General features: G+C 72.0%; 22 protein-coding genes. 8 read left to right on the top strand and 14 right to left on the bottom strand.

The window, feature by feature from the left end; all coding sequences use genetic code 11:
- Nucleotides 1-57: 57 nt before the first annotated feature.
- The gene (locus ASG76_RS02225) at nucleotides 58-1,569 is read right to left on the bottom strand and encodes a recombinase family protein (protein WP_056599337.1); all 1,512 of its coding nucleotides are present in this window, start codon (nucleotides 1,567-1,569) and stop codon (nucleotides 58-60) included.
- Between the two features lie 138 nt (nucleotides 1,570-1,707).
- On the opposite strand from ASG76_RS02225, the gene ASG76_RS02220 reads away from it, so the two are divergent.
- Together ASG76_RS02220 and ASG76_RS02215 are read left to right on the top strand one after the other, a co-directional pair.
- On the top strand, nucleotides 1,708-2,058 hold the full coding sequence (locus ASG76_RS02220; protein WP_200948029.1) for a hypothetical protein: 351 nt from the start codon (nucleotides 1,708-1,710) through the stop codon (nucleotides 2,056-2,058).
- A gap of 46 nt (nucleotides 2,059-2,104) precedes the next feature.
- Complete coding sequence (locus ASG76_RS02215; RefSeq protein ID WP_056599331.1) at nucleotides 2,105-2,446, top strand: YciI family protein; 342 nt, start codon at nucleotides 2,105-2,107, stop codon at nucleotides 2,444-2,446.
- 30 nt (nucleotides 2,447-2,476) lie between these two features.
- Here ASG76_RS02215 and ASG76_RS02210 read toward each other — a convergent pair whose 3' ends face one another.
- The 3 genes from ASG76_RS02210 to ASG76_RS02200 all read right to left on the bottom strand — a co-directional run bounded on the left by ASG76_RS02210 (nucleotide 2,477) and on the right by ASG76_RS02200 (nucleotide 5,018).
- Entirely contained in the window at nucleotides 2,477-3,022 is a 546-nt protein-coding gene (locus ASG76_RS02210) for a hypothetical protein (RefSeq protein ID WP_056599328.1), read from the bottom strand.
- Between the two features lie 109 nt (nucleotides 3,023-3,131).
- A complete protein-coding gene (locus ASG76_RS02205; RefSeq protein WP_056599325.1) occupies nucleotides 3,132-3,419 on the bottom strand; it encodes a DUF1905 domain-containing protein in 288 nt (95 codons plus the stop codon).
- A 105-nt stretch (nucleotides 3,420-3,524) separates the two neighbouring features.
- Nucleotides 3,525-5,018 carry a S8 family serine peptidase gene (locus tag ASG76_RS02200; protein ID WP_235529372.1) on the bottom strand — a complete coding sequence of 498 codons (1,494 nt, stop codon included), beginning with the start codon at nucleotides 5,016-5,018 and terminating at the stop codon, nucleotides 3,525-3,527.
- Nucleotides 5,019-5,124: 106 nt separating this feature from the next.
- Between ASG76_RS02200 and ASG76_RS02195 the strand changes: the two genes are divergently transcribed.
- Nucleotides 5,125-6,480, top strand: a complete 1,356-nt coding sequence (locus ASG76_RS02195; protein WP_056599322.1) for an ABC1 kinase family protein — start codon at nucleotides 5,125-5,127, stop codon at nucleotides 6,478-6,480.
- Here the strand turns inward: ASG76_RS02195 and ASG76_RS02190 are convergent.
- Nucleotides 6,407-7,630, bottom strand: coding sequence for an MFS transporter (locus ASG76_RS02190; RefSeq protein ID WP_200948028.1), 1,224 nt, complete (start codon nucleotides 7,628-7,630; stop codon nucleotides 6,407-6,409). The genes ASG76_RS02195 and ASG76_RS02190 overlap by 74 nt on opposite strands.
- Nucleotides 7,631-7,684: 54 nt before the next feature.
- On the opposite strand from ASG76_RS02190, the gene ASG76_RS02185 reads away from it, so the two are divergent.
- Entirely contained in the window at nucleotides 7,685-8,092 is a 408-nt protein-coding gene (locus ASG76_RS02185; protein ID WP_056599318.1) for a nuclear transport factor 2 family protein, read from the top strand.
- Between the two features lie 24 nt (nucleotides 8,093-8,116).
- Here the strand turns inward: ASG76_RS02185 and ASG76_RS02180 are convergent, their stop codons facing one another.
- From ASG76_RS02180 to ASG76_RS02170, 3 genes are read right to left on the bottom strand one after another with little or no spacing between them, the layout of a single operon-like run.
- Nucleotides 8,117-10,111 (bottom strand): VWA domain-containing protein, encoded by a 1,995-nt coding sequence (locus ASG76_RS02180; protein WP_056599511.1) that lies wholly within the window; start codon nucleotides 10,109-10,111, stop codon nucleotides 8,117-8,119.
- The gene (locus ASG76_RS02175) at nucleotides 10,111-10,644 is read right to left on the bottom strand and encodes a GNAT family N-acetyltransferase (protein WP_056599315.1); all 534 of its coding nucleotides are present in this window, start codon (nucleotides 10,642-10,644) and stop codon (nucleotides 10,111-10,113) included. The genes ASG76_RS02180 and ASG76_RS02175 overlap by 1 nt, the downstream gene beginning before the upstream one ends.
- A complete protein-coding gene (locus ASG76_RS02170; RefSeq protein WP_056599507.1) occupies nucleotides 10,637-12,046 on the bottom strand; it encodes a sigma 54-interacting transcriptional regulator in 1,410 nt (469 codons plus the stop codon). The genes ASG76_RS02175 and ASG76_RS02170 overlap by 8 nt, the downstream gene beginning before the upstream one ends.
- A 160-nt stretch (nucleotides 12,047-12,206) precedes the next feature.
- Here ASG76_RS02170 and ASG76_RS02165 point away from each other — a divergent pair, with 160 nt between their 5' ends.
- Nucleotides 12,207-12,662, top strand: a complete 456-nt coding sequence (locus tag ASG76_RS02165; RefSeq protein ID WP_056599313.1) for a pyridoxamine 5'-phosphate oxidase family protein — start codon at nucleotides 12,207-12,209, stop codon at nucleotides 12,660-12,662.
- 58 nt (nucleotides 12,663-12,720) lie between these two features.
- A complete protein-coding gene (locus ASG76_RS02160; RefSeq protein ID WP_056599309.1) occupies nucleotides 12,721-14,292 on the top strand; it encodes a GAF domain-containing sensor histidine kinase in 1,572 nt (523 codons plus the stop codon).
- An 89-nt stretch (nucleotides 14,293-14,381) separates the two neighbouring features.
- On the opposite strand, the gene ASG76_RS02155 is transcribed toward ASG76_RS02160, so the two are convergent.
- Both ASG76_RS02155 and ASG76_RS02150 read right to left on the bottom strand, forming a co-directional pair.
- Nucleotides 14,382-14,984, bottom strand: a complete 603-nt coding sequence (locus ASG76_RS02155; protein WP_157558892.1) for a hypothetical protein — start codon at nucleotides 14,982-14,984, stop codon at nucleotides 14,382-14,384.
- 110 nt (nucleotides 14,985-15,094) lie between these two features.
- A complete protein-coding gene (locus tag ASG76_RS02150) occupies nucleotides 15,095-15,748 on the bottom strand; it encodes a response regulator (RefSeq protein ID WP_056599303.1) in 654 nt (217 codons plus the stop codon).
- 111 nt (nucleotides 15,749-15,859) lie between these two features.
- Here ASG76_RS02150 and ASG76_RS02145 point away from each other — a divergent pair, with 111 nt between their 5' ends.
- Entirely contained in the window at nucleotides 15,860-16,243 is a 384-nt protein-coding gene (locus ASG76_RS02145; RefSeq protein WP_056599300.1) for a VOC family protein, read from the top strand.
- Between the two features lie 10 nt (nucleotides 16,244-16,253).
- Here the strand turns inward: ASG76_RS02145 and ASG76_RS02140 are convergent, their stop codons facing one another.
- Together ASG76_RS02140 and ASG76_RS02135 are read right to left on the bottom strand one after the other, a co-directional pair.
- A complete protein-coding gene (locus ASG76_RS02140; RefSeq protein WP_056599297.1) occupies nucleotides 16,254-16,790 on the bottom strand; it encodes a DinB family protein in 537 nt (178 codons plus the stop codon).
- Nucleotides 16,791-16,904: 114 nt separating this feature from the next.
- A complete protein-coding gene (locus ASG76_RS02135; protein ID WP_321164071.1) occupies nucleotides 16,905-17,513 on the bottom strand; it encodes a hypothetical protein in 609 nt (202 codons plus the stop codon).
- A 99-nt stretch (nucleotides 17,514-17,612) separates the two neighbouring features.
- Between ASG76_RS02135 and ASG76_RS02130 the strand changes: the two genes are divergently transcribed.
- Nucleotides 17,613-17,960 carry a YchJ family protein gene (locus ASG76_RS02130; protein WP_056599502.1) on the top strand — a complete coding sequence of 116 codons (348 nt, stop codon included), beginning with the start codon at nucleotides 17,613-17,615 and terminating at the stop codon, nucleotides 17,958-17,960.
- A gap of 4 nt (nucleotides 17,961-17,964) precedes the next feature.
- Here ASG76_RS02130 and ASG76_RS02125 read toward each other — a convergent pair whose 3' ends face one another.
- Complete coding sequence (locus ASG76_RS02125; RefSeq protein ID WP_056599295.1) at nucleotides 17,965-18,594, bottom strand: YigZ family protein; 630 nt, start codon at nucleotides 18,592-18,594, stop codon at nucleotides 17,965-17,967.
- The gene (locus ASG76_RS02120) at nucleotides 18,591-19,655 is read right to left on the bottom strand and encodes a YihY/virulence factor BrkB family protein (RefSeq protein WP_056599292.1); all 1,065 of its coding nucleotides are present in this window, start codon (nucleotides 19,653-19,655) and stop codon (nucleotides 18,591-18,593) included. The genes ASG76_RS02125 and ASG76_RS02120 overlap by 4 nt, the downstream gene beginning before the upstream one ends.
- Between the last annotated feature and the right edge of the window lie 3 nt (nucleotides 19,656-19,658).

Here is a 19,658-nt window from a genome sequence, read left to right as displayed (position 1 = left end):
CCAACCTCAACGTCAACCGCTAACTTCCCGAGATGTATTACGTTTTCGGCGGTCCGGTTAGTGGCCCACGACGATGAACTCGGGGACCTTGCTGGCCGCGCTTTGCAGGGCATGCGTCAGGCGCTCGTCGCTCGCCGAGGCGCCCTTCCACACCAGCACTGCACGACTGGCATCGAAGGCTCGTCCGCGACCGCCCCCGGGCATGATGCGGACGGCCTCCAACTGGCCCATTAGGAGCTGACGGCGTGCCTCGATGTCTTCGTCTCCGACGCGCATCCATTCGTGGCCGAACGTCTGCCCGCTCACGCGATACTGGGCTTGGGGGCGGTCCTCCCCCGTTCGAGCCTCGGATCGTCGGCGCTTGAGCGCCTGCAGTCGCTCGACCAGGGCGACAAGGTCGGCGTCTTCCTTTGTCATCGCTTCGGTGGTCTCACGGATCGCATGCTCGATCTCGACAAGAGTGCCGTCGTCGTCGCCGACGATCGGCACTGACTTCACCAGGAGCTTGTCGCCGCGTTCACGGAGCACGGCCTCCGGCACGTGGCGCTCGAGAGCGTCGCGCGCGATACCCATTCGCTGCGTGCACGCCTTCTGCTGACACCGATACTGCCGATACTTCCCAGCAGCCGTCGCGCGATACATGAGGCTGTCGCATGAGCCACAACGGACGATCCCGTACAGCAGGGCGGGTTCTTTGTTTGACGTTGACCGCGAGCCAGGACGCTTGGCTGCGTCAAGGGTTGCGAGCATCTGCCGGCGTTCGGATGGCGACATGATCGCGACCGACTCATCGACAACCGGCAGGCCGTCACCGCCGCGAATCAGATCACCTCGGAACGCGGTCATCCCAGCCAGAGCGGGCGATCGCAGGACTGCCTCCACCGATGCGTCGTGCCAATGGTCGGCGTCCACCTTTCCGACGCGGGCCCGCGGCGCGACGCCGTCGGTCTCCAACCAGCGACTGATCGAGTAGAGCGAGTCCCCTGCCGCCGCTCGCGCGGCCATCTCTCTGACCAGGTCGATGCGCTCCGGGTCGTGTGCCAGGACCATTCCCGGACCTGCCGGGTTCTCCACGTTCATGAAGCCGAACGGTGGCCGCCCACCAGCACGGCGGCCCGCTCTGAGGATGGCCTCACGTGCTGCCGTCACTCGCGCGCTGATGGTTGCGGCCTCCAACTCTGCGAACACCGAGAGCATCACTGCGAACGCGCGGCCCTGGGGCGTCGTCATGTCGATGGGATCCTCGACGGCGACGATGCCCGCGCCCCGCGCCTGAAGTGCTTCGTCGGCATGGAGGAAGTCGAGGACCCGCCGCGCAAGCCGATCGATCTTCCAGACGATCACCGCATCCAGTCGGCCCTCATGTGCGAGCACGGCGCGCCAACCAACGCGGTCCTCCGGCTTGACGCGAGAGGCGGAGACTCCATCATCGACGTGCTCTCCCACCACTTCCCATCCCCGCGCTTCGGCCGTCTTGCGCGCAGACTCCAGTTGGCGCTCGATCGAGACGGACTCTTCCGTTGTCACGCTGAGGCGGGCGTAGAGCAAGACCTTCTTGGGCAGCGGCACGAGGGAACTCTACTACGTGTCACAGTTACTACTGTCAGCAGTACCTCGCGAAGAACCCGTTCGGCTATCGCTGCCACGCCAACACCGGAGTGAAGTTCCCCGAGACCGCCTGAGGTCTCGCGTTGCTACTCTCGCCCGGTGCCGGAGACGACAGGTGAGTTCCGCGTCGTCACGCTGTGCGGTTCCATGCGGTTCCGGGACGACTTCGAGCGCCTCGACGCCGAGCTGACCCTCGCCGGGCACGTGGTGCTGGGCCCGGCCGCGCTGGACCGGTCGCGGGAGCTCGACGCCGAGGATCGCGCGCGGCTCGGTCGCGTCCACCTGCAGAAGGTGGCCATGGCCGACGTGGTCCTCGTCGTCAACGTCGGCGGCTACGTCGGGGAGAGCACCCGCCGCGAGATCGAGCACGCACGCGCCCTCGGGGTGGCGGTGAGGTTCCTCGAGCCCCCGCCTGTCGATCTGCGGCACCCTCGTCCGTCACAGTGGTGACGGGCCGCACGGGGCGGCTCCGCACAGGACAGGACGGACGAGCGACATGACGCGCTACGCGATTTACTTCATGCAGCAGTGGGTGGGCGACCACGACGCCGAGTGGTTCATGGGACGGGCGGAGCCGTCGAGGGCGGTGGTCCGCGACATGGAGGAGGCCGGGGTCCTGGTCTTCGCCGGCGGTCTCGTGGAGGACATGGAGCTGGCGTTCAGCGCGGACGGCACGAGCGGCACGATGTCCGTCACCGACGGCCCCTACACCGAGGTGACCGAATACCTCGGCGGCATCACGATCATCGAGGTCCCCGACATCGAGACCGCGAAGATGTGGGCCGCACGGGTGGCCGAGGGGTGCGGCTGGCCGCAGGAGGTCCGCGAGGTCAAGTAGCGCCTCGCGGACCCCTGCGCCCCGACGGGCCTACTGGGCCACCCACTCGGTGAGGCTGCGCGGCTCGCCGAGCCAGTCCTTCGCCGTGCTCGAGCCGTCGGGGTAGGTGCCGGCCACGCGCACGGCGACGCGCACCTGCGCCGGCGACCCGATCGCGTCGCGGGAGATCCGCATCCGCACCTGGTCGCGGTCGTAGCCGATGCGCATCCGGTAGGAGCCCTCGACCGGCTGGCCCCAGGAGCTGGTGGCGAAGCCTTCGGTGTGCAGCAGCTGGTAGTCGGTGCCGTCGAAGTAGCCGCCCGCGAAGACGTACTCCGGGCCGGGGTCGGTCTCGTCGGTGTCGAGGAAGACCGCGCCGCCCGACCCGGTGCGCCACGACGGTCGCAGGTTGGTGTGGGTGGTGGTCACCACGACGTTGTCCGCGTTGTGGGCCACGACCACCGAGCGCAGGTCGACGCCGTGGTCGAGGTCGCGCGGGTCGGTGACGCCGATGGCGTCGGCCGTGGCCGGCGCGAGGTGGGTCAGGGTGAGCGAGGCGAGCGCCAGGGTGGCGGCGCCGAGGATCGTGGTGCGCATGGTGCGTGTTCCGTTCTCGTGTCGTGCGCCCCGTCGTCGGGGTGCAACAACAGGACGCCACTGCTCGCCTCGAGGTTGCTTCCGACGGGGCACCCGGTCTGGACCGGCGTCAGTCTCGCCCCACGTGCAGCCGGACCTCGACGACGTCACCGAGCTCGACCCGCTCCGCGCGACGTACGGCGTCCTTCACGGGCAGGAACCACGTCTCCTCGCGGGGAAACATCGAGGTGGTGAAGTCGGTGCCGCCGATGCGCGCCCGCACCGGCACGACGCCCCAGTAGACGACCTCGGCCTTGACCTCGTCGACGAGGTCGGCGGCGTCGAGCGGGAGCGGGACGAAGTGGTAGGGCGCGGGGCCGCGCCACTCGACCAGCTCACCGCTGAACTCGATCTCCATGACCCCCATGCAACCAGAGAAGACGGGTGGGAGCCCCAGCTCCCACCCGTCCCTTCCACCGCGCCCCTGTTGCGCGGCGGCTCCCCCTGGAGGGTCCTGTGCGACTCAGCGTCGCTTCTGGCGCAGCGCGGTCTGCTTCGGCGCCAGCGCTGCGACCGCGGCGACGACGTCGACGAGGCCGTGGCCCTTGTCGTACGACGTCCCGCCGACGTAGGCGGCCCCGTCGGCGTACGGGTAGGCGGAGGCCTTCAGTGCCTGCTCGATCTCCGCCGGGGTCGCGGCGGGGGCGGCCTGGAACAGCTGCGCCACGATGCCGGCGATGTGCGGGGCCGCCATCGAGGTGCCGCTGATGGTGTTGAAGGTGCCGATGTCGAGCAGGCCGGGGCCGTCCTGCGGGTCGAGGCCGGTCGAGCAGATGGCGAGGTAGAGCCGGCACGAGGAGGTGATGTTCTCGCCGGGCGCGGAGATGTCGGGCCACGTCGAGGTGTCGGTGGCCAGGCCGCGCGAGCTGTAGTCGGAGACCGTGCCGTCGCGGGTGCCGGTGTCCTGGTCGTAGAAGCTCGCGACCGACAGGATGCCGCCGGTCGGGTCCTGCCCCGGCGGGTTGGTCAGGCTGGTCGAGCCGTCGCCACCGTCGTTGCCCGCCGCCCACACCGTCACGACGCCGTCCGCGGCGAGCGCACGCTGCAGCTTCACGGTGGCGGACTGGGGGTCGAGCTCCCCGCCGCCGGTGGGGCCGTAGGAGTTGTTGGTGACCTTGATCGGCGGGCAGGTGCTGGCCGGGACGCCCGCACCGCACGGGGCGTCGTGGTTCTCCAGCACCCAGTTGAGCGCGGAGTCGGCACCGAGGATCACGATGCCGGCACCGGTCGAGATCGACACGAGCTTGGCGCCCGGGGCCGCGCCCTGCAGCGTCCTCCCGTCGCTCAGCGTGGTCGGGCGGCCGGCGACGATGCCGTTGACGTGGGTGCCGTGCCCGCCGACCGACAGGGTGTCGGTGTCGACGGAGGCCGGCACGCGCTGCACCGAGCAGGTCTCGGTGAGCGGCTCGCACAGCGCCTTGAGGTTGGCGACGACGGCGCTCGAGCCGTCGGCCTCCTTGAAGTAGGGGTGCGTCGGGTCGACGCCGGAGTCGATGACCGCGACGCTGACGCCCTTGCCGGTCAGCCTCGAGCCGTCGGCGCCGGTCAGCGTCGCCGCCGCCTCGGCACCCCGGGTGGCGATGTTGGACGTCTCGGCCGGCTCGGCGAAGAACTCGATCGGCTGCGCGCCGCCCTCGACGTACGTCACTCCCGGCGCGCTGCGGACCGCGGCGATCTCGCTCGCGGTCGCGTTGGCGATGACCACGCCGATGCGGCTGAACTCGCCCGTCTTGTCCATGCCGGAGGCCGCCACGGCGTCGCGGGCCGCCGCGAGCGACGAGCCGTGCACCATGACGGTCGTGCTGCCGGTCAGGGTGATGAGCTGACGCGCGAGGAATGCGGAGACGTCAGCCCGCTCCGCGGACTGGCCGGCGGCAGGTGCGGTGCCGGTGACGGCGAACGTCGCCGAGGCAGCAAGGACGCTCGCGGTGCAGGCGAGCAGGGGCTTGAGACGCACGGGTCCTCCCGAGTGTGGAGTGTGAGGTTGCCCCGTCAACGACGCACCGTGGGCCAGGTCACGCCGATCGGGGCAGGTGTTTGGCAGGGAGGCGACAATGGGGCCCATGACCGAGCTCCCCCGCAAGGCCGCCGCCCGCACGGCCCGTCTCGCCGCCCTCCCGCTGGGCTATGCCGGACGTCAGGCCATGGGGCTCGGCAAGCGCCTGGGCGGGAGGAACGCCGAGGCCGTGATGACCGAGGTGCAGCAGCGCACCGCCGAGCAGCTCTTCCGCACGCTCGGCGAGCTCAAGGGCGGGGCGATGAAGTTCGGTCAGGCGCTCAGCGTGCTCGAGTCGGCGCTGCCCGAGGACGTCGCCGCGCCCTACCGCGAGCACCTCACAGCCCTGCAGGACTCCGCACCGCCGATGCCCACGGCGACCGTCCGCGAGCAGCTGACCACCCACCTCGGCGCCGACTGGTCGGAGCGGCTGGTCTGGCTCGACGGCGCGCCGACCGCCGCCGCGTCGATCGGCCAGGTGCACCGCGGCCGCTGGGTGGACCACGCGGTGGCCGACGCCGGCGAGCGCGACGTCGCCGTCAAGGTGCAGTACCCCGGTGCCGGCGAGGCGCTCATGTCCGACCTGCGCCAGATCGCGCGCGTGGCCCGCGGCGTCGCTCCCGTCTTCCCGGGCATCGACATCAAGCCGCTGGTCGCCGAGCTCCAGGCCCGTGCCGCCGAGGAGCTCGACTACCACCTCGAGGCCGAGGCGCAGGCGGCGTACGCCGAGGCATTCGCCGACCACCCCGACATCGTCGTGCCGGGCGTCGTCGCGGTCGGCAACGAGGTGCTGATCACCGAGTGGATGGACTCCGCCCACTCGCTCGCCCACGTCATCCGCGAGGGCACCCAGGCCGAGCGCGACCACTACGGCGAGCTGTTCGTGCGCTTCCTCTTCGAGGGCCCGCGCCTCACCGGGATGCTCCACGCCGACCCGCACCCCGGCAACTTCCGCGTCATCCCCGCGGCCGACGGCGGCCTCGGCCGGCTCGGCGTCCTCGACTTCGGTGCGGTCGCGCGCCTGTCGGACGGGCAGCTGCCCGAGGCGATGGGCCGCCTGATCCGGATCGCGATCGACTCCGACGAGGAGTCCCTGGTCGCGGGCCTGCGCGCGGAGGGCTTCATCAAGGACCGCATCGAGGTCGACCCCGCGATGCTGCTCGCCTACCTCGCCCCCTTCGTCGAGCCGGCCGCGCAGGACCGCTTCACCTTCACGCGGGAGTGGATGCGCGAGCAGTTCGAGCGGATCAACGACCCCCGGGCAGAGACGTTCACGCTGGCCACCAAGCTCAACCTGCCCACGTCCTACCTGCTGATCCACCGCACCTGGCTCGGCGCCCTCGGCCTGCTCAGCCAGCTCGGCGGGACGGTGCCGTTCCGCGAGATCCTCGAGGAGTCGCTGCCGGGGTTCGCGGAGGGCTGACCTCCCCGAGCCGGCGGGCCAGCAGCACGACTGCTGCGGCGGCCAGCGCCATCGCGGCCATCAGCGGCCACAGCAGCCCCGGCGCGGCGGCGTACACCGCGGTCCCGACGGGCGCGGCGAGCAGCGTGCCGCTGGTGGCGGCGCCGGTGTAGAGGCCCTGGTACTGGCCGACCAGGTGGTCGGGGGCCTGGTCGAGCACGTGGGCGGTGGCGGTGGTCTTGTAGAGGATCTCGCCCACGGTCAGCACCAGCATCGCCGCGAGCACCGACACCACCGTCACCGGCAGCGCGAACATCGCCGTGCCGAGGCCGACCAGGGCGTAGCCCGTCGCGACGATGCCGAGGGCGTCGCGACCGTGCAGCCACTGGGTCACCGGGATCTCGAGGAGCAGGATCAGCCCCGAGCCGGCGGCGATGACGCTCGCGTAGAGCCACACCGGCTGCCCGGAGTCGCGCAGGTGCAGCGGCAGCGTGGAGTAGAGCTGGCGGTAGGCGAGGTCGACCAGCACCACACCGACCAGCAGCACGAGCAGCGCGCGGTCGGCACGGACCGAGCGCCACAGCCCTGGGCCCGTCGGCCGCTCGGCGGTGGCGACCGCGTCGGCGGGCAGGACCCTGCTGAGGACGAGCCGCACGAGCACGACCGACAGCCCGTCGACGACGAAGAGGGCGTCAAAGCTCCACGTCACCAGCAGCGCGCCGAGCGGCGGCCCGACGACGAAGCCGGTGTTGGACGCGGCGCGGTGCACCGCCACCGCCGTACGACGCTCGCCGCGCGGCATCGCGGAGGCCGCGAGCGCGCCTGCGGAGAGCGAACCGGTCGCGAGGAGGTACGCCGCCACGGGCAGCGCCACCGCCAGCGCCCAGACCGGCAGCAGCGGGACCCCCGCCAGCAGCAGCCCGCCCGAGCCCGACGCCACGAGGAGCACCCGACGGTGGCCGAGCCGGTCGCCCCAGCGGCCGCCGGTGAAGTTGCCCGCCAGCGCGCCGACACCCACGCTGCCGGCGAGGAGGCCGGCGCCGGCCGTGCCGACGTCGCGCGGCCCGGTGAGGTAGAGGGTGAGGAACAGCATCGTGAACGACGCCGCCGAGGTGACGAACCGCGCCGCCGCCAGCGCCCAGACGACGCGGGGCAGGTCTCGCAGGTGCACGGGGCGACCCTGCCAGATCCCCTCATCGCCCGTCCCCGGTGGCACGATGGCGCCATGGATGCAGCCGCAGCACTGGCCCGCTGGCACGCCGTGGTCGAGAGCCGCGACCCGGGCGGGCTCCAGGCCATGGTCGCCGAGGACGCGGTCTTCCGCAGCCCGGCGGTGCACACGCCGCAGGTGGGGCGCGACACGGTCGTCGGCTACCTCACCGCCGCCTTCACCGTGCTCGGCCCGCACCTGTCCTACGAGCGGGAGTGGCTCGGCGAGGACTCGGCCGTGCTCCAGTTCCGCACCGAGGTCGGTGGCCTCGACGTGTCGGGGATCGACATGATCACGTGGGACGACGACGGGCAGATCGTCGACTTCACCGTGATGGTGCGACCCGCCAAGGCGCTGCAGGCCGTGATCGAGCACATGGGCGCTGAGCTGCTGCGGATGCTGGAGGCGGCTCCTCCGCGGTGATGCCTCAGCACGGGGCGAGCGCACCTAGACCCAGAAGCCCCGCCCACCGTGCCAGTCGCCGAAGTGCTCGCGGTACGACGACGCCGGGCTCCGCGAGCCCAGGTAGGACCCGACGACCGCGGCGCCGAGGTCGTCGAGCTCGGGGCTGACCATCCGGCCGTCGACACGGCGGGCCATCGAGTCGATGAAGCGGGCCAGGCCGGGGTCCTCCCCGAGGCGGAAGAAGGTGACCTGCGCCCCCAGCCGGGCGGCTGCGTCCAGCTCGCGCACCGAGTGGGCGATGGTGAGCGGGTGCGGCGGGTAGGAGAACCACACCTCGCCATCGGGCTCGAGGTGGGCGGTCGGCTCCCCGTCGGTGACGACCAGCAGCACCGGCTGCGCGTTGGGGTGCTTGCGGAAGAAGCGGTTGGCGAGCAGCAGCCCGTGGTGCAGGTTGGTGCCCTTGTCCCAGCGGGCGTCGAGCGCGGTGAGCTCCTCGATCTCCATCACCTGCGCGTGCCGGCCGAAGGCGATCAGCTGGAGGTCGTCGCCGCGGAAGCGCGACCGCACGAGCTGGTGCAGCGCCAGGGCGGTGCGCTTCATCGGCACCCAGCGGCCGTCCATCGCCATCGAGAACGACGTGTCGACCAGAAGCGCGACGGCCGCCTGCGTGCGCGACTCGGTCTCGACGACCTCGATGTCGTCGACCTGGATGCGCACCGGCGAGGCGCCGCCGTCGCGCAGGACGGCGTTGGTGATCGTGCGCGGTACGTCCCACGCCTCGGTGTCGCCGAACTCCCAGCGGCGGCTCGAGCCCGTCGCCTCGCCGGCGTGGCCCGTCGTACGCGTCTCGCGGGCGCCGGAGCGGCCGCTCATCCGCTCGGCCACGTCGCGCAGCAGCGCCCTGCCGAGCTGACGCATCGCCTTCGGCGAGAGCCGCAGCTCGCCGTCGGAGCCGCGCTTCAGGTAGCCGCTGTCGCGCAGCGCACGCTCGAGGTCCTGGAGCGTCTTCGCCGCGACCGCCGCCTCCGGACCCAGCTGGCCCGCCAGCGCGTCGAGGTCGACGTCGTCCATGCGGGCACCGTGGTGCGACTGCGCGAGCTGGTCGGCGAGCGCGTCGAGCTGGGCGAGGTCCTGCAGCGCGCCGGTGCCGTCGCCGAGACCCATGCCCTGTTCTCCCTCGAAGCCCTCCGACCCCGACCAGTCCTCACCGGGTCGCAGCGCCTGGAGGTTGGCGTCCATCCGCGCCAGCTGCTCCATCAGCTGGGGTGAGCCGAAGGCCTGCTGGGAGAGCTCCATCAGCTCCTGGCGCTGCTCGGGCGTCATCGAGTTGAGCATCCGTTGCGCGGCGGCCGCGCGCTGCGCGAGGGAGTCGAGCAGCTCGTCCATGTCCTTCGGTTGCTCGGGGAAGAAGTCGCCGTGCTTGTCCATGAAGTCGGCGAACTCCTCGTCGCTGACCCCCTCGCCGGCGTGCTTCTCGAGCAGGTCGTTGAGGTCGGACAGCATCTCGCTGACGGCCTGCCGGTCCTCCTCGGTCGCACCCTCGAGCGCCTGCTTCATCCCGGCGAAGCGCTGGTCGAGCAGCTCGCGCCCGAGCAGGTCCTTGATGTCCTCGTAGGCCTGGCGCGCCTCGCTCGACTGCCAGTCGTACGACGCCAGCTCGCCCACCGCGGCCGGGGTCGAGGTCGGCAGGTTGTCCAGCATCAGCTCGCGGAAGGCGCGGTCCCCGTCGTCCATCGTGATGTCGCGCGCCAGCTGGCCCCGCTCGGCGAGCACGGCCTTGTCGAGCAGCTCGCGCACCTCGCGCATGGTGCCGTCGAGGTTGTTGCGCTGGAGGATCTCGCGACGCTTCTCCGCGACCCGGCGCGCGAGCTCGTCGAGCCCGGCCTGGTCGGTGCCGCCACGGCGCAGGAACTCGCGCATCGCGCGCTCGGGCGAGTAGCCGGCCATCACGTCCTGGCCGATCGCCTCGAGCGCCTCGGCGAGGTCGACCGGCGGCGCGAGCGGGTCGCCGCCGTCGTACTTCTTGAAGCGGCTCATCACAGGCCCTTCGCCAGCGGCTTGCGGAGCCACACGTCGTCGGGCCACTCGCGGTCGGTGACCCGCTCGACCTCGGCGAAGCCGTGCGCGCGGTAGAACGCAAAGGCCTGCTCGTTGCCGTCGACGACCTCGAGCCACAGCTGGTCGCCCTCGACCATCGCCTCCACCTCGCTGAGCAGTCGGCTGCCGATGCCGATGCCCTGGTGGTCGGGGTGGACGTAGAGCTTCCACATCACCTCGCGGTCGCCGGTGACGTGGGGGAAGTCGCGGTGGGACCGGGAGAGCCGGCCGAAGGACGCCATCGCCACGACCTCTGCCCCGACCTCAGCCACGAGGTGGGCGTTGACCGCCAGGGAGGCCTCGAACCGTGCCGGGACCCACCACTCGTCGAGCATCCGGCGGGCGTACGCAGCGTCGATCGGGCCGTAGGTCGGCGGCACGACGGCGTGGCCGAGCGCCACGAGGGCCGGGACGTCGTCGAGGGTGCCGGTGCGGAGGGTGACGAGGGCGGCCCCGGACGGAGACCTAGCCATAGACGGTCTCGCCGGCCTCGGTGTCCTTGCCGATCCGGCGGGCGAGGTAGAGCCCCTCGAGCGCGAGCTCGATCGCCGCCGCCCGCTCCCCGTCGTTGGTCGCGTCGAGCCGCTCGCACACCTCGTCGTAGAGGTCGGACTCACCCAGCACGGGCAGGCCGGCGAGGAAGTCGCGGGCGCCGACGCGGGCACCCGTGCTGACCATCGCGCCCTCCTCGATGGCCTCGACGAGCAGGCGCAGGTCGATGCCGGCGAGGTGCGCGCGCACGGTCTCGGCGACCGCGGTGCGCAGCAGGTGGGTGAGGATCTCGGTCTCCCGGCCCTCCTCGCCGGTCTCGAACTCGATCTTGCCGCCGAGCACGTCGACGGCCGTCTCGAGGTCGACGACGCGGGCCACGGCCTCGTCCTCGCCCTGCGTGGTCGCCCGGTGCAGCGCGGCGGCCGCGATCGTCTCCGCGCCCGCGATCGCGAAGCGGGCGCTGACGCCCGAGCGCTGGTCGACGGACTGGGAGTCGCGCAGGTGGCGGGTGAAGCGGGCCAGCACCTCCAGCAGGTAGGCCGGGACCTCGGCGACGAGGTCGGCCTCCTGCCGGACCACCGCGATCTCCTGGGCCACCTCGCGGGGGTAGTGGGTGCGGATCTCGGCGCCGAAGCGGTCCTTGAGAGGGGTGATGATGCGACCGCGGTTGGTGTAGTCCTCGGGGTTGGCGCTGGCCACCACCAGCACGTCGAGGGGCAGGCGCAGCACGTAGCCGCGGATCTGGATGTCGCGCTCCTCCATCACGTTGAGCATCGCGACCTGGATGCGCTCGGCGAGGTCGGGCAGCTCGTTGATCGCCACGATGCCGCGGTGGCTGCGCGGGATCAGGCCGAAGTGGATGGTCTCCGGGTCGCCGAGGTGGCGGCCCTCCGCGACCTTCATCGGGTCGACGTCGCCGATCAGGTCGGCGACCGAGGTGTCGGGCGTCGCGAGCTTCTCGGCGTACCTCTCGTCGCGGTGGCGCCACGAGATGCGCAGGTCGTCGCCGTAGGTCGCGAGCGCCTGCTGCGAGGTCACCGAGATCGGGTCGTAGGGGTGCTCGCCGAGCTCGGACCCGGAGATCACCGGGGTCCACTCGTCGAGCAGGCCGACCAGCGAGCGCAGCAGCCGCGTCTTGCCCTGGCCGCGCTCGCCGAGCAGCACGATGTCGTGGCCCGCCAGCAGCGCCCGCTCGACCTGCGGGATCACCGAGTCGGCGAAGCCGTGCAGGCCCGGCCACGGGTCCTCGCCGGCACGCAGCCGCGCCAGCAGGTTGTCGCGGATCTCCTGGCGCAGCGGCTTGAGCTCGTGGCCGCTCGCGCGGAGCTGGCCCAGGGTGCTGGCCTCGGGGTGCCGGGTCGACGTCGTGGTGGGTGCAGTCACGTCCTCCACGCTAGACCGGCGGGTCAACGTCGAGCGTGCTCGAAGTCCGTACGCCGACCGGCGGACTCATCACGAACTCCGGCCCCCGACCTTCGGGACCTTCGACCCTCCCCGCTCCCCGCGCTCGCGACGAGGCTGGGGTGGAGCCTGAGGAGGACCGATGCCGACCGACACGTTCGACCTGTCCCGCGAGGACTGTGCCCGGCTGCTGAGCGCCGGAGTGGCGGGCCGCGTCGCGCTGGGGACACCGACCGGACCGCACATCGTGCCGGTCAACTACGCCGTCGACCCGCGACCGGGGCAGGAGTCGATCCTGATCCGCACCACGGCCTACAGCCTGCTCGGCACCTACGGGCGCGACGCGCTGCTGTGCTTCGAGGTCGACCAGTTCGACTACGAGCTCAAGCGCGGCTGGAGCGTCGTGGTCCGCGGCCGGGCGTCGTTCGTCGGCGACCAGGACGAGCTCGCCGAGATCGCCCACACGTGGGAGCCACGCCCGTGGGCGTCGGGCCAGCGCCACCTCGTCGTACGCATCCCGTGGACCGAGATCACCGGGCGCCAGCTCGGCGGCGGTTGGGACCCGTGGCAGCACCTGCCGGTGCGACGCCTCGCCTGAGCCACGCTCCACGCGGCGTCCCTCGGCACGACCGACTGCCGGACGGCATGATGAGCGCGTGAGCGACACCTCCTCCCCCGACCTCGGCGCCGACGCCCGCTCCCTGCTCGAGGCGGTCGCGGCGATCAGCAGCGACCTCGACCTCGCGAGCGTGCTGACCCGCATCGTCGAGGCGGCCACAGCGCTGACCGGCGCGCGCTACGGGGCGCTCGGGGTGATCGGCAACAGCGGCGAGCTGGTCGAGTTCCTCACGACCGGCATCGACGAGCGCACCCGCCGGCTCATCGGCGACCTCCCACGCGGCCGCGGCATCCTCGGCGTCATCATCGACGACCCGTCGGGCCTGCGCCTGGCCGACCTCAAGGCCCACCCCTCGTCGGTGGGGTTCCCGCCCAACCACCCGCCGATGACGTCGTTCCTCGGGATGCCGGTGCGCATCCGCGGCACCGTCTTCGGCAACCTCTACCTCACCGAGAAGGCCGGCGGCGGACCGTTCACCGACGCCGACGAGCGCCTGGTCGAGGAGCTCGCGCGCACCGCGGGCTTCGTCATCAGCAACGCGCGCTCCTTCGCGCTCAGCGAGCGCCGGCGCCAGTGGCTCGAGGCCTCCTCCGAGCTCGCCGAGATGCTCCAGCCGCCGGTCGACCTGCCGCTCGCGCTGCACCAGATCGTCTCGACCGCCCGCCAGGTCTCGCGCGCGGGGGCCGTCGCCCTGTGGTCGTCGCTGGGGCCCGAGCACGACACCGTGAGCATCGCACCGGACGGCGATGCCGACCACGTCGACGAGCTCCTCGCGCACGTGCGGGCCCTGGAGACGCCCGACCCGAGCAGCCCGGTGCACACCACCCACGTCGACGGGGTGGCCGTCATGGTGGTGCCGCTGCGGTCCCACCTCGCGCCGGTCACGGCGCTGGTGGCGGTGACCGAGGCCGACTCCTGGCTCGTCGACGTGCAGGACCGCGAGCTGTTCGCCGGCTTCGCCGACCAGGTCGCGCTCTCCCTCGACCGCACCCAGGCGCTCGCCGACCGACAGGAGCTGGCCCTGATCTCCGACCGCGAGCGCATCGCCCGCGACCTGCACGACATCGTCATCCAGCGGCTCTTCGCCACCGGGCTGCAGCTCCAGGGCGTCGCCGCGATGGCCGCCGACGGCGCCGTCAGCGACCGGCTGGACACGGCCGTGGCCGACCTCGACGACACCATCCGGGCCATCCGGGGCACCATCTTCGAGCTCCAGGACCGCCGCGGCGACTCGTTGCGCGCGGGCGTGCGACGCCTGGTCAAGGAGTACGTCCCGGTGCTCGGGTTCACGCCCGTGGTCCGGACCTCCGGCCCCGTGGACACCGCGGTGCCGCCCGCGCTCGGCACGCAGCTGCTCGCGGTGCTGCGCGAGGCGATCTCCAACGTCGCGCGGCACGCCCTGGCCGACAGCGCCCAGGTCGACGTCTCCGTGACGCCGGAGCGGCTCGAGCTGCGCGTGGCCGACGACGGGGTCGGGCTGCCTGCCGAGGTGTCCGAGAGCGGGTTGCGCAACGCACGACGACGCGCCGACGACCTCGGCGGGACCCTCGAGGTCTCACCCGTCGGCAGCCGCGGGACCCTGCTGGTGTGGCGCGTGCCGCTGGCCTGACCCGGTCGCGCGCGACCGGGTCAGGGTCGGGGTCCACACGCCAGAAGACCCGGCGCCGGGGGACGGCGCCGGGTCCAGGGGGCCTGGTGTCACCGCAGAGCGGGGTAGCGCTCGACTACCTCCGTGCGGTTCCACCAGTGACCCAGCCCCCACGTGGTGCCGGCCGCGCCGAGGGCGAGGACCGCCATCACGATGATGCCGACGAGGTGGTCGTCGACGACCGGGTTGTTCTCCAGCGGGAGCGAAGCGGCGTACATGAAGGCGTACATCAGTGCGCCTGCCGCCGCGCCGATCCGCACCCCCGCGCCGAGCAGGAGGGTCACGCCGATGCCGAGCATGCCGGCCATGAACAGCCAGTCCACCCAGGCCTGACCGGCCAGTGAGGTGAAGAACCCGTGGAAGGGGTTGTCAGCGGGGACACCGAAGGAGAGGAAACCCTCCGTGGGACTGCCGCCGTTGATCCACGCCGCGTCCCCGAACCGGTCCAGGACGCCGTCCTGGTTGTAGCCGGTGTGGAAGCCCAGGGCGAAGGTCTTGTCGAAGAAGGCCCACAGGAAGGTGACTCCGTAGGCGATCCTCAGTGTGGCCAGGGCCCGGTCGAACCAGGGTCCCCGGTCTTCGTTCTCGGTGTGCGACACGTAGCCCTCGGCAGCCGTGTGCGCCTCGTGGCGGTGGCGATGGATGACGCTCATCGTCATCCCCTCCTTCGATGGTGAGTGTTTCCGGGTCACCACCAGAGTCGCCCCGCCACGCCTGCGGCATCAGGGCCGCCCGTCCCCCACGCGGGGGACGAAGGTCCCGCTCAGTGCGCGGGACGGTCGCCGAGCAGCTTGGAGGCCAGCACGGCCGCCTGCGTGCGGCGCTCCAGGCCCAGCTTGGCCAGGATGCTGGAGACGTAGTTCTTGACCGTCTTCTCCGCGAGGAACATCTTGTCGGCGATCTGCCGGTTGGTCAGGCCTTCGGCGATGTGGCCCAGCAGGATCCGCTCCTGGTCGGTCAGCGAGGCCAGCTCGTCGGGGGTGCCGGGGCCGTTGCGGATGCGCTCGAGGACGGTCGCCGTCATCGCCGGGTCGATGAGCGACTTGCCGGCGGCGACGTGGCGCACGGCGGCGACCAGGTCGGAGCTGCGGATCTCCTTGAGCACGTAGCCCGCGGCGCCGGCCATGATGGCAGCGAACAACGCCTCGTCGTCGTCGTACGACGTCAGGATGAGGGCGTTGATCGTCGGGTCCACGGCCCGGATCGAGCGGCACACCTCGATGCCCGAGCCGTCGGGCAGGCGGGCGTCGAGCACCGCGACGTGCGGCCGGAGCGCGGGGATGCGGGCCGCGGCCTCGGTCGCGGTGGCGGACTCGCCGACCACGACGATGTCGTCCTGCTGCTCGAGCAGGAACCTCAGCCCCTGTCGGACGACGTCGTGGTCGTCGAGGAGATAGACGCGGATCGGGTCGGCCATGGATGCATTCCACCAGATCAGCGGTCTGGATGGGTCTCCCCGTGCCGCCCCGGCAGGCGCACACTGGACAGATCGATCTCGGAACACTCCTGCGGAACCCGGAGGTCCGCCATGTCACTCACGCACCGCACGGTCTCGATGATGATCCCGGTCACCGACGTCGAGCGCGCCCGCACGTTCTACTCCGAGACCCTCGGTCTCGACTACACCGGCACCAACGACGAGGGGAGCGCGCTCTACGCGCTCGACGGCGGGTCGACGCTCGTCCTGCTCCCCCGCCCCGACAGCACCCCGTCCGAGAGCACCGCGATGAGCTTCGAGGTCGACGACATCACCAGCGAGGTCACCGACCTCGAGCGTCGCGGCGTCGTCTTCGAGGACTACGACCTGCCCGACCTGCACACCGTCGACCACGTCTGCGTGCTCGGCTCCGAGAAGGCCGCGTGGTTCAAGGACCCCACCGGCAACGTGCTCTGCCTGCACGAGCAGAACTGACGCGCCCGGCTCAGACGTCGGTCGCGCCGTCGATCGACTGGCGGATCAGGTCGGCGTGGCCGGCGTGACGGCAGTACTCCTCGACCATGTGGACCAGCACCCAGCGCACGGTCGCGGTCTCGCCCTTGCCGGGCGGCCGCGGCCGGGCGACGGGCCGGTCGAGGTCGGGGTCGGCCGCCAGCACCCCGTCGAGGCACTCGTCGGAGCGCGAGATCGCGTCGGCGAGGAGCGCGTCGAGCTCGGCGTGCGTGGCGCCGGCAGCGCTGTGCCAGTCCCAGTCGGGGTCGTCGTCCCACGGCGCGGCGTCCCACGGCGGGGCCGGCTCGTGGGCGAGGAGGTTGTAGGAGAACCAGTAGTCCTCCACGAAGGCGAGGTGCTTGAGCATCCCGCCCAGCGTCAGGTCACTGGGGGCCAGCGCCTGGTCGAGCTGGGCGTCGGTCAGGCCGGATGCTTGCAGCCGGATGGTCGCGCGGTAGTGGTTGAGGAAGGCGCGGAGCATGCCGACCTCGTCGCTGCTGTAGGGCGGATTCGTCCGCTCGATCGTCATGACATCGCACCGTAGTGCGCAGACGCGCGGACCGAACACCGAGATTGCGGTGGCCGCCCCGCTCGACGCAGCGGGGCGGCCAGGAGTTCGATCCGCGCGTCCACGCGGTGGGCGTCAGAGGGTCGGGCCCTCGCCGCGCAGCTTGTCGACCTCGGCCATGGCCTCGCGCAGCTGGCCCAGCCACTCCTCGGCGTGCTCGCCGACCAGCCGCACCGACCACGCGAGCGCGTCGGAGCGCGACCGGGCGACGCCCGCGTCGACGAGGGTGTCGAGCACCTGCCGCTCGGGCTGGCGCAGCCGGGTCATCACCGGCGCGGCGACGTGGGTGAAGAGCGCCTCGGTCGTGCCCAGGCGCACCCCCCACGACACCTTGCGCCCGTAGCGGGCCTGCGCCTCGAGCGCGATCTCGATGCGCTCGGCCTTGGTCTCGGAGCGGAAGCGACCGATCCGGCCCTCCGCCTCCGCGCCGTCGGCCCCGGCGCCGTGGCTGTCGGCGAGCGTGCCCATCACCGTGATCTCCTCGCGGTCGGTGCGCACCTCGATCTCGCTGAACCAGCCCTCGGGCAGGCGCCCGCGGAACCAGTCGGCGGCGTCGGCGGCCGACGGCAGGTCGGCGACCTGCCAGCCCCCGCGGCGGCCGCCGCGCTCGCCGCCCCGCGCTTCGCGGCCCTCGCCGCGTCGGCCGCGTCCGCGGCCGGTCTCGTTGTCATCTCGGGTCATCATGTCTCTATCTCCTTCTTGCAGTGCTTACATGATTACACCCTTACAACTCACTACGCCAGCACTTTGTTCCCGGGGCCCTAGGGTGAGGTCGTGCGATCGCTGCAGCAGACCTGTCCGTGCGGCACCGGGGCGACGTACGACGCCTGCTACGGGCCCCTGCTCGCCCACACCTCCCAGGCCACCACGCCCGAGCAGCTGATGCGCTCGCGCTACACCGCGCACGTCGTCGGCGACGCCGACCACCTGTTCCGCACCTGGCACCCCCGCACCCGCCCCGACGACGTCACCCCCGACCCGGCCACCCGGTGGACGGGCCTGCGGATCGTGGCCGCCGAGGGCGACACGGTCGAGTTCGTCGCGTCGTGGGACGGTGGCTCGATGCACGAGGTGAGCCGGTTCGAGCAGCGCGCCGGCCGGTGGGTCTACGTCGACGGTGACGTCAGCTAGAGGGTCAGCCGGGCAGGTCGACCCAGCGCTCGCCGCTCACCACGGGCTCGACACGACCCGCCGTGGCGGCGGCGACCGCGGCCTCGACGCGCGCCACCTCGTCGGCGGGTGCCGCGAGCAGCAGCCGCACGCGGGCGTCGTACGACGTCTCGAGCACGCTCACGCCCCGCGCCCGCAGCTCTCCCTCGACCCGTCCGGCGTCGGCGTGGTCGAGCTCGAGCGCCAGCTCGGCGAGCAGCGAGCGGCGGAGCGTGCCGGCCTCCGCGAGCGCGGCTCGCACGGCGTCGCCGTAGGCCCGCACCAGCCCGCCCGCCCCGAGCAGCGTCCCGCCGAACCACCGCGTGACGACGGCCGCCACGTCGCTGACCCCCGCGCCGCGGAGCACGTCGAGCATGGGCGCGCCCGCGGTGCCGGCCGGCTCCCCGTCGTCGGAGGATCGCTGCAGCGCGGCGTCCGGGCCGACGACGAACGCCGAGCAGTGGTGGCGCGCGTCCCAGTGCTCGCGCCGCAGCGCGGCCACGAGCGAGCGGGCCTCCTCCTCGTCGTCGACGCGGCGCAGCGTGCAGAGGAAGCGCGAGCCGCGGTCCTCGACCTCACCGGTGGCGTCGCGGGCGACGGTGAGGTAGATCGTCACGTCGACGGGCTCGACGACCGCTCGGGTGCGGGGTCCGGCTCCGGCTCCGGCTCCGGCTCCGGGTCGCCCTCACCGGCGGGGCGCTCGGCCGGGCCGGGGTCCCACAGCACCTGGACCTTCTCGAAGCCCTTGTGCCGCTGCATCCCGGCGTAGAGCGCGTAGGCCTCGCGGTCGGCGTCGGTCAGCCGGACGTTGTCGGTGAAGGGGGTGAGCAGCGCGCGCGGCCAGAGGTGGCGGGCGAGCACCACGTTGACCTCGGTGGCGAGCACCGCCATCACCGCGCCGATCCACAGGAAGCCGATGAGGCCGAGGACCAGCCCGAAGGTCTTGGTCATCGACGAGGTGTTGACCAGGGTGCGGTCGACGTAGGCCGCGCCGCCGATCTGCAGCAGCTGCCACATCACCGCGAGCACGAAGCCGCCCGGCGCGGCCTGCCAGAACGAGTGCCGCCCGGTGGCGGCGAAGCGGAAGAGGTAGGTCAGGCCGGTGCCGACCACCAGCACCGTCACCGCGGGCAGCACCCCCTTGACGCCGCTGCCGATCACCCCGACGAACACGTCGGTGGTGCTGGCGATGGTGGACACGACGGTCACGGCCAGGAGCGAGAGCCCGGCGGTGAGGAGGAGCAGCAGGGTCTTGACGCGCGCGTAGAACGGGTTGGGGCGGCTGTTGCGCGGCACGGACCACGCCACGTGCTGGGTGTTCTGGAGCGCCTGCCCCAGGCCCATCGCGCCGTAGAGGGCGGCGAGCGCACCGACGACCACACCGGTGACCGAGCCCTGGAGGCCCTGGGGGCGACCGAGCTCGTCGCCGATGATCGGGAACTGCGAGAGCGCGGAGTTGAGGATCTGCTCCTGCCAGTGCGGCTCGCCCCGCAGGAACAGGCCCAGGATCGAGGTGCCGAGCAGCATCAGGGGGAAGATCGCGATGAAGGCGTAGTAGGTCATCGCCGAGGCGAGGTAGGGGCCTTGGTCGTCGAAGTACTTGTAGACGACGGCGAGGGGGAAGCCCAGGACGGAGTGACGTCGCTGGAACTCATCGACCCTCGACACCGCTCCCACGGG

This window comes from Nocardioides sp. Soil774 (genome assembly GCF_001428125.1).
Classification (GTDB): Bacteria; Actinomycetota; Actinomycetes; order Propionibacteriales; family Nocardioidaceae; genus Nocardioides.
This window is presented reverse-complemented; position numbering and strand designations above follow the sequence as displayed.

Bases quoted from the DNA above. Each gene is read 5' to 3' on its own strand.
- ASG76_RS02215 (WP_056599331.1), top strand. From the start codon at position 2,105: ATGACGCGCTACGCGATTTACTTCATGCAGCAGTGGGTGGGCGACCAC.
- ASG76_RS02210 (WP_056599328.1), bottom strand. From the start codon at position 3,022: ATGCGCACCACGATCCTCGGCGCCGCCACCCTGGCGCTCGCCTCGCTC.
- ASG76_RS02205 (WP_056599325.1), bottom strand. From the start codon at position 3,419: ATGGAGATCGAGTTCAGCGGTGAGCTGGTCGAGTGGCGCGGCCCCGCG.
- ASG76_RS02195 (WP_056599322.1), top strand. From the start codon at position 5,125: ATGACCGAGCTCCCCCGCAAGGCCGCCGCCCGCACGGCCCGTCTCGCC.
- ASG76_RS02185 (WP_056599318.1), top strand. From the start codon at position 7,685: ATGGATGCAGCCGCAGCACTGGCCCGCTGGCACGCCGTGGTCGAGAGC.
- ASG76_RS02180 (WP_056599511.1), bottom strand. From the start codon at position 10,111: ATGAGCCGCTTCAAGAAGTACGACGGCGGCGACCCGCTCGCGCCGCCG.
- ASG76_RS02175 (WP_056599315.1), bottom strand. From the start codon at position 10,644: ATGGCTAGGTCTCCGTCCGGGGCCGCCCTCGTCACCCTCCGCACCGGC.
- ASG76_RS02165 (WP_056599313.1), top strand. From the start codon at position 12,207: ATGCCGACCGACACGTTCGACCTGTCCCGCGAGGACTGTGCCCGGCTG.
- ASG76_RS02155 (WP_157558892.1), bottom strand. From the start codon at position 14,984: ATGAGCGTCATCCATCGCCACCGCCACGAGGCGCACACGGCTGCCGAG.
- ASG76_RS02150 (WP_056599303.1), bottom strand. From the start codon at position 15,748: ATGGCCGACCCGATCCGCGTCTATCTCCTCGACGACCACGACGTCGTC.
- ASG76_RS02145 (WP_056599300.1), top strand. From the start codon at position 15,860: ATGTCACTCACGCACCGCACGGTCTCGATGATGATCCCGGTCACCGAC.
- ASG76_RS02140 (WP_056599297.1), bottom strand. From the start codon at position 16,790: ATGACGATCGAGCGGACGAATCCGCCCTACAGCAGCGACGAGGTCGGC.
- ASG76_RS02135 (WP_321164071.1), bottom strand. From the start codon at position 17,513: ATGATGACCCGAGATGACAACGAGACCGGCCGCGGACGCGGCCGACGC.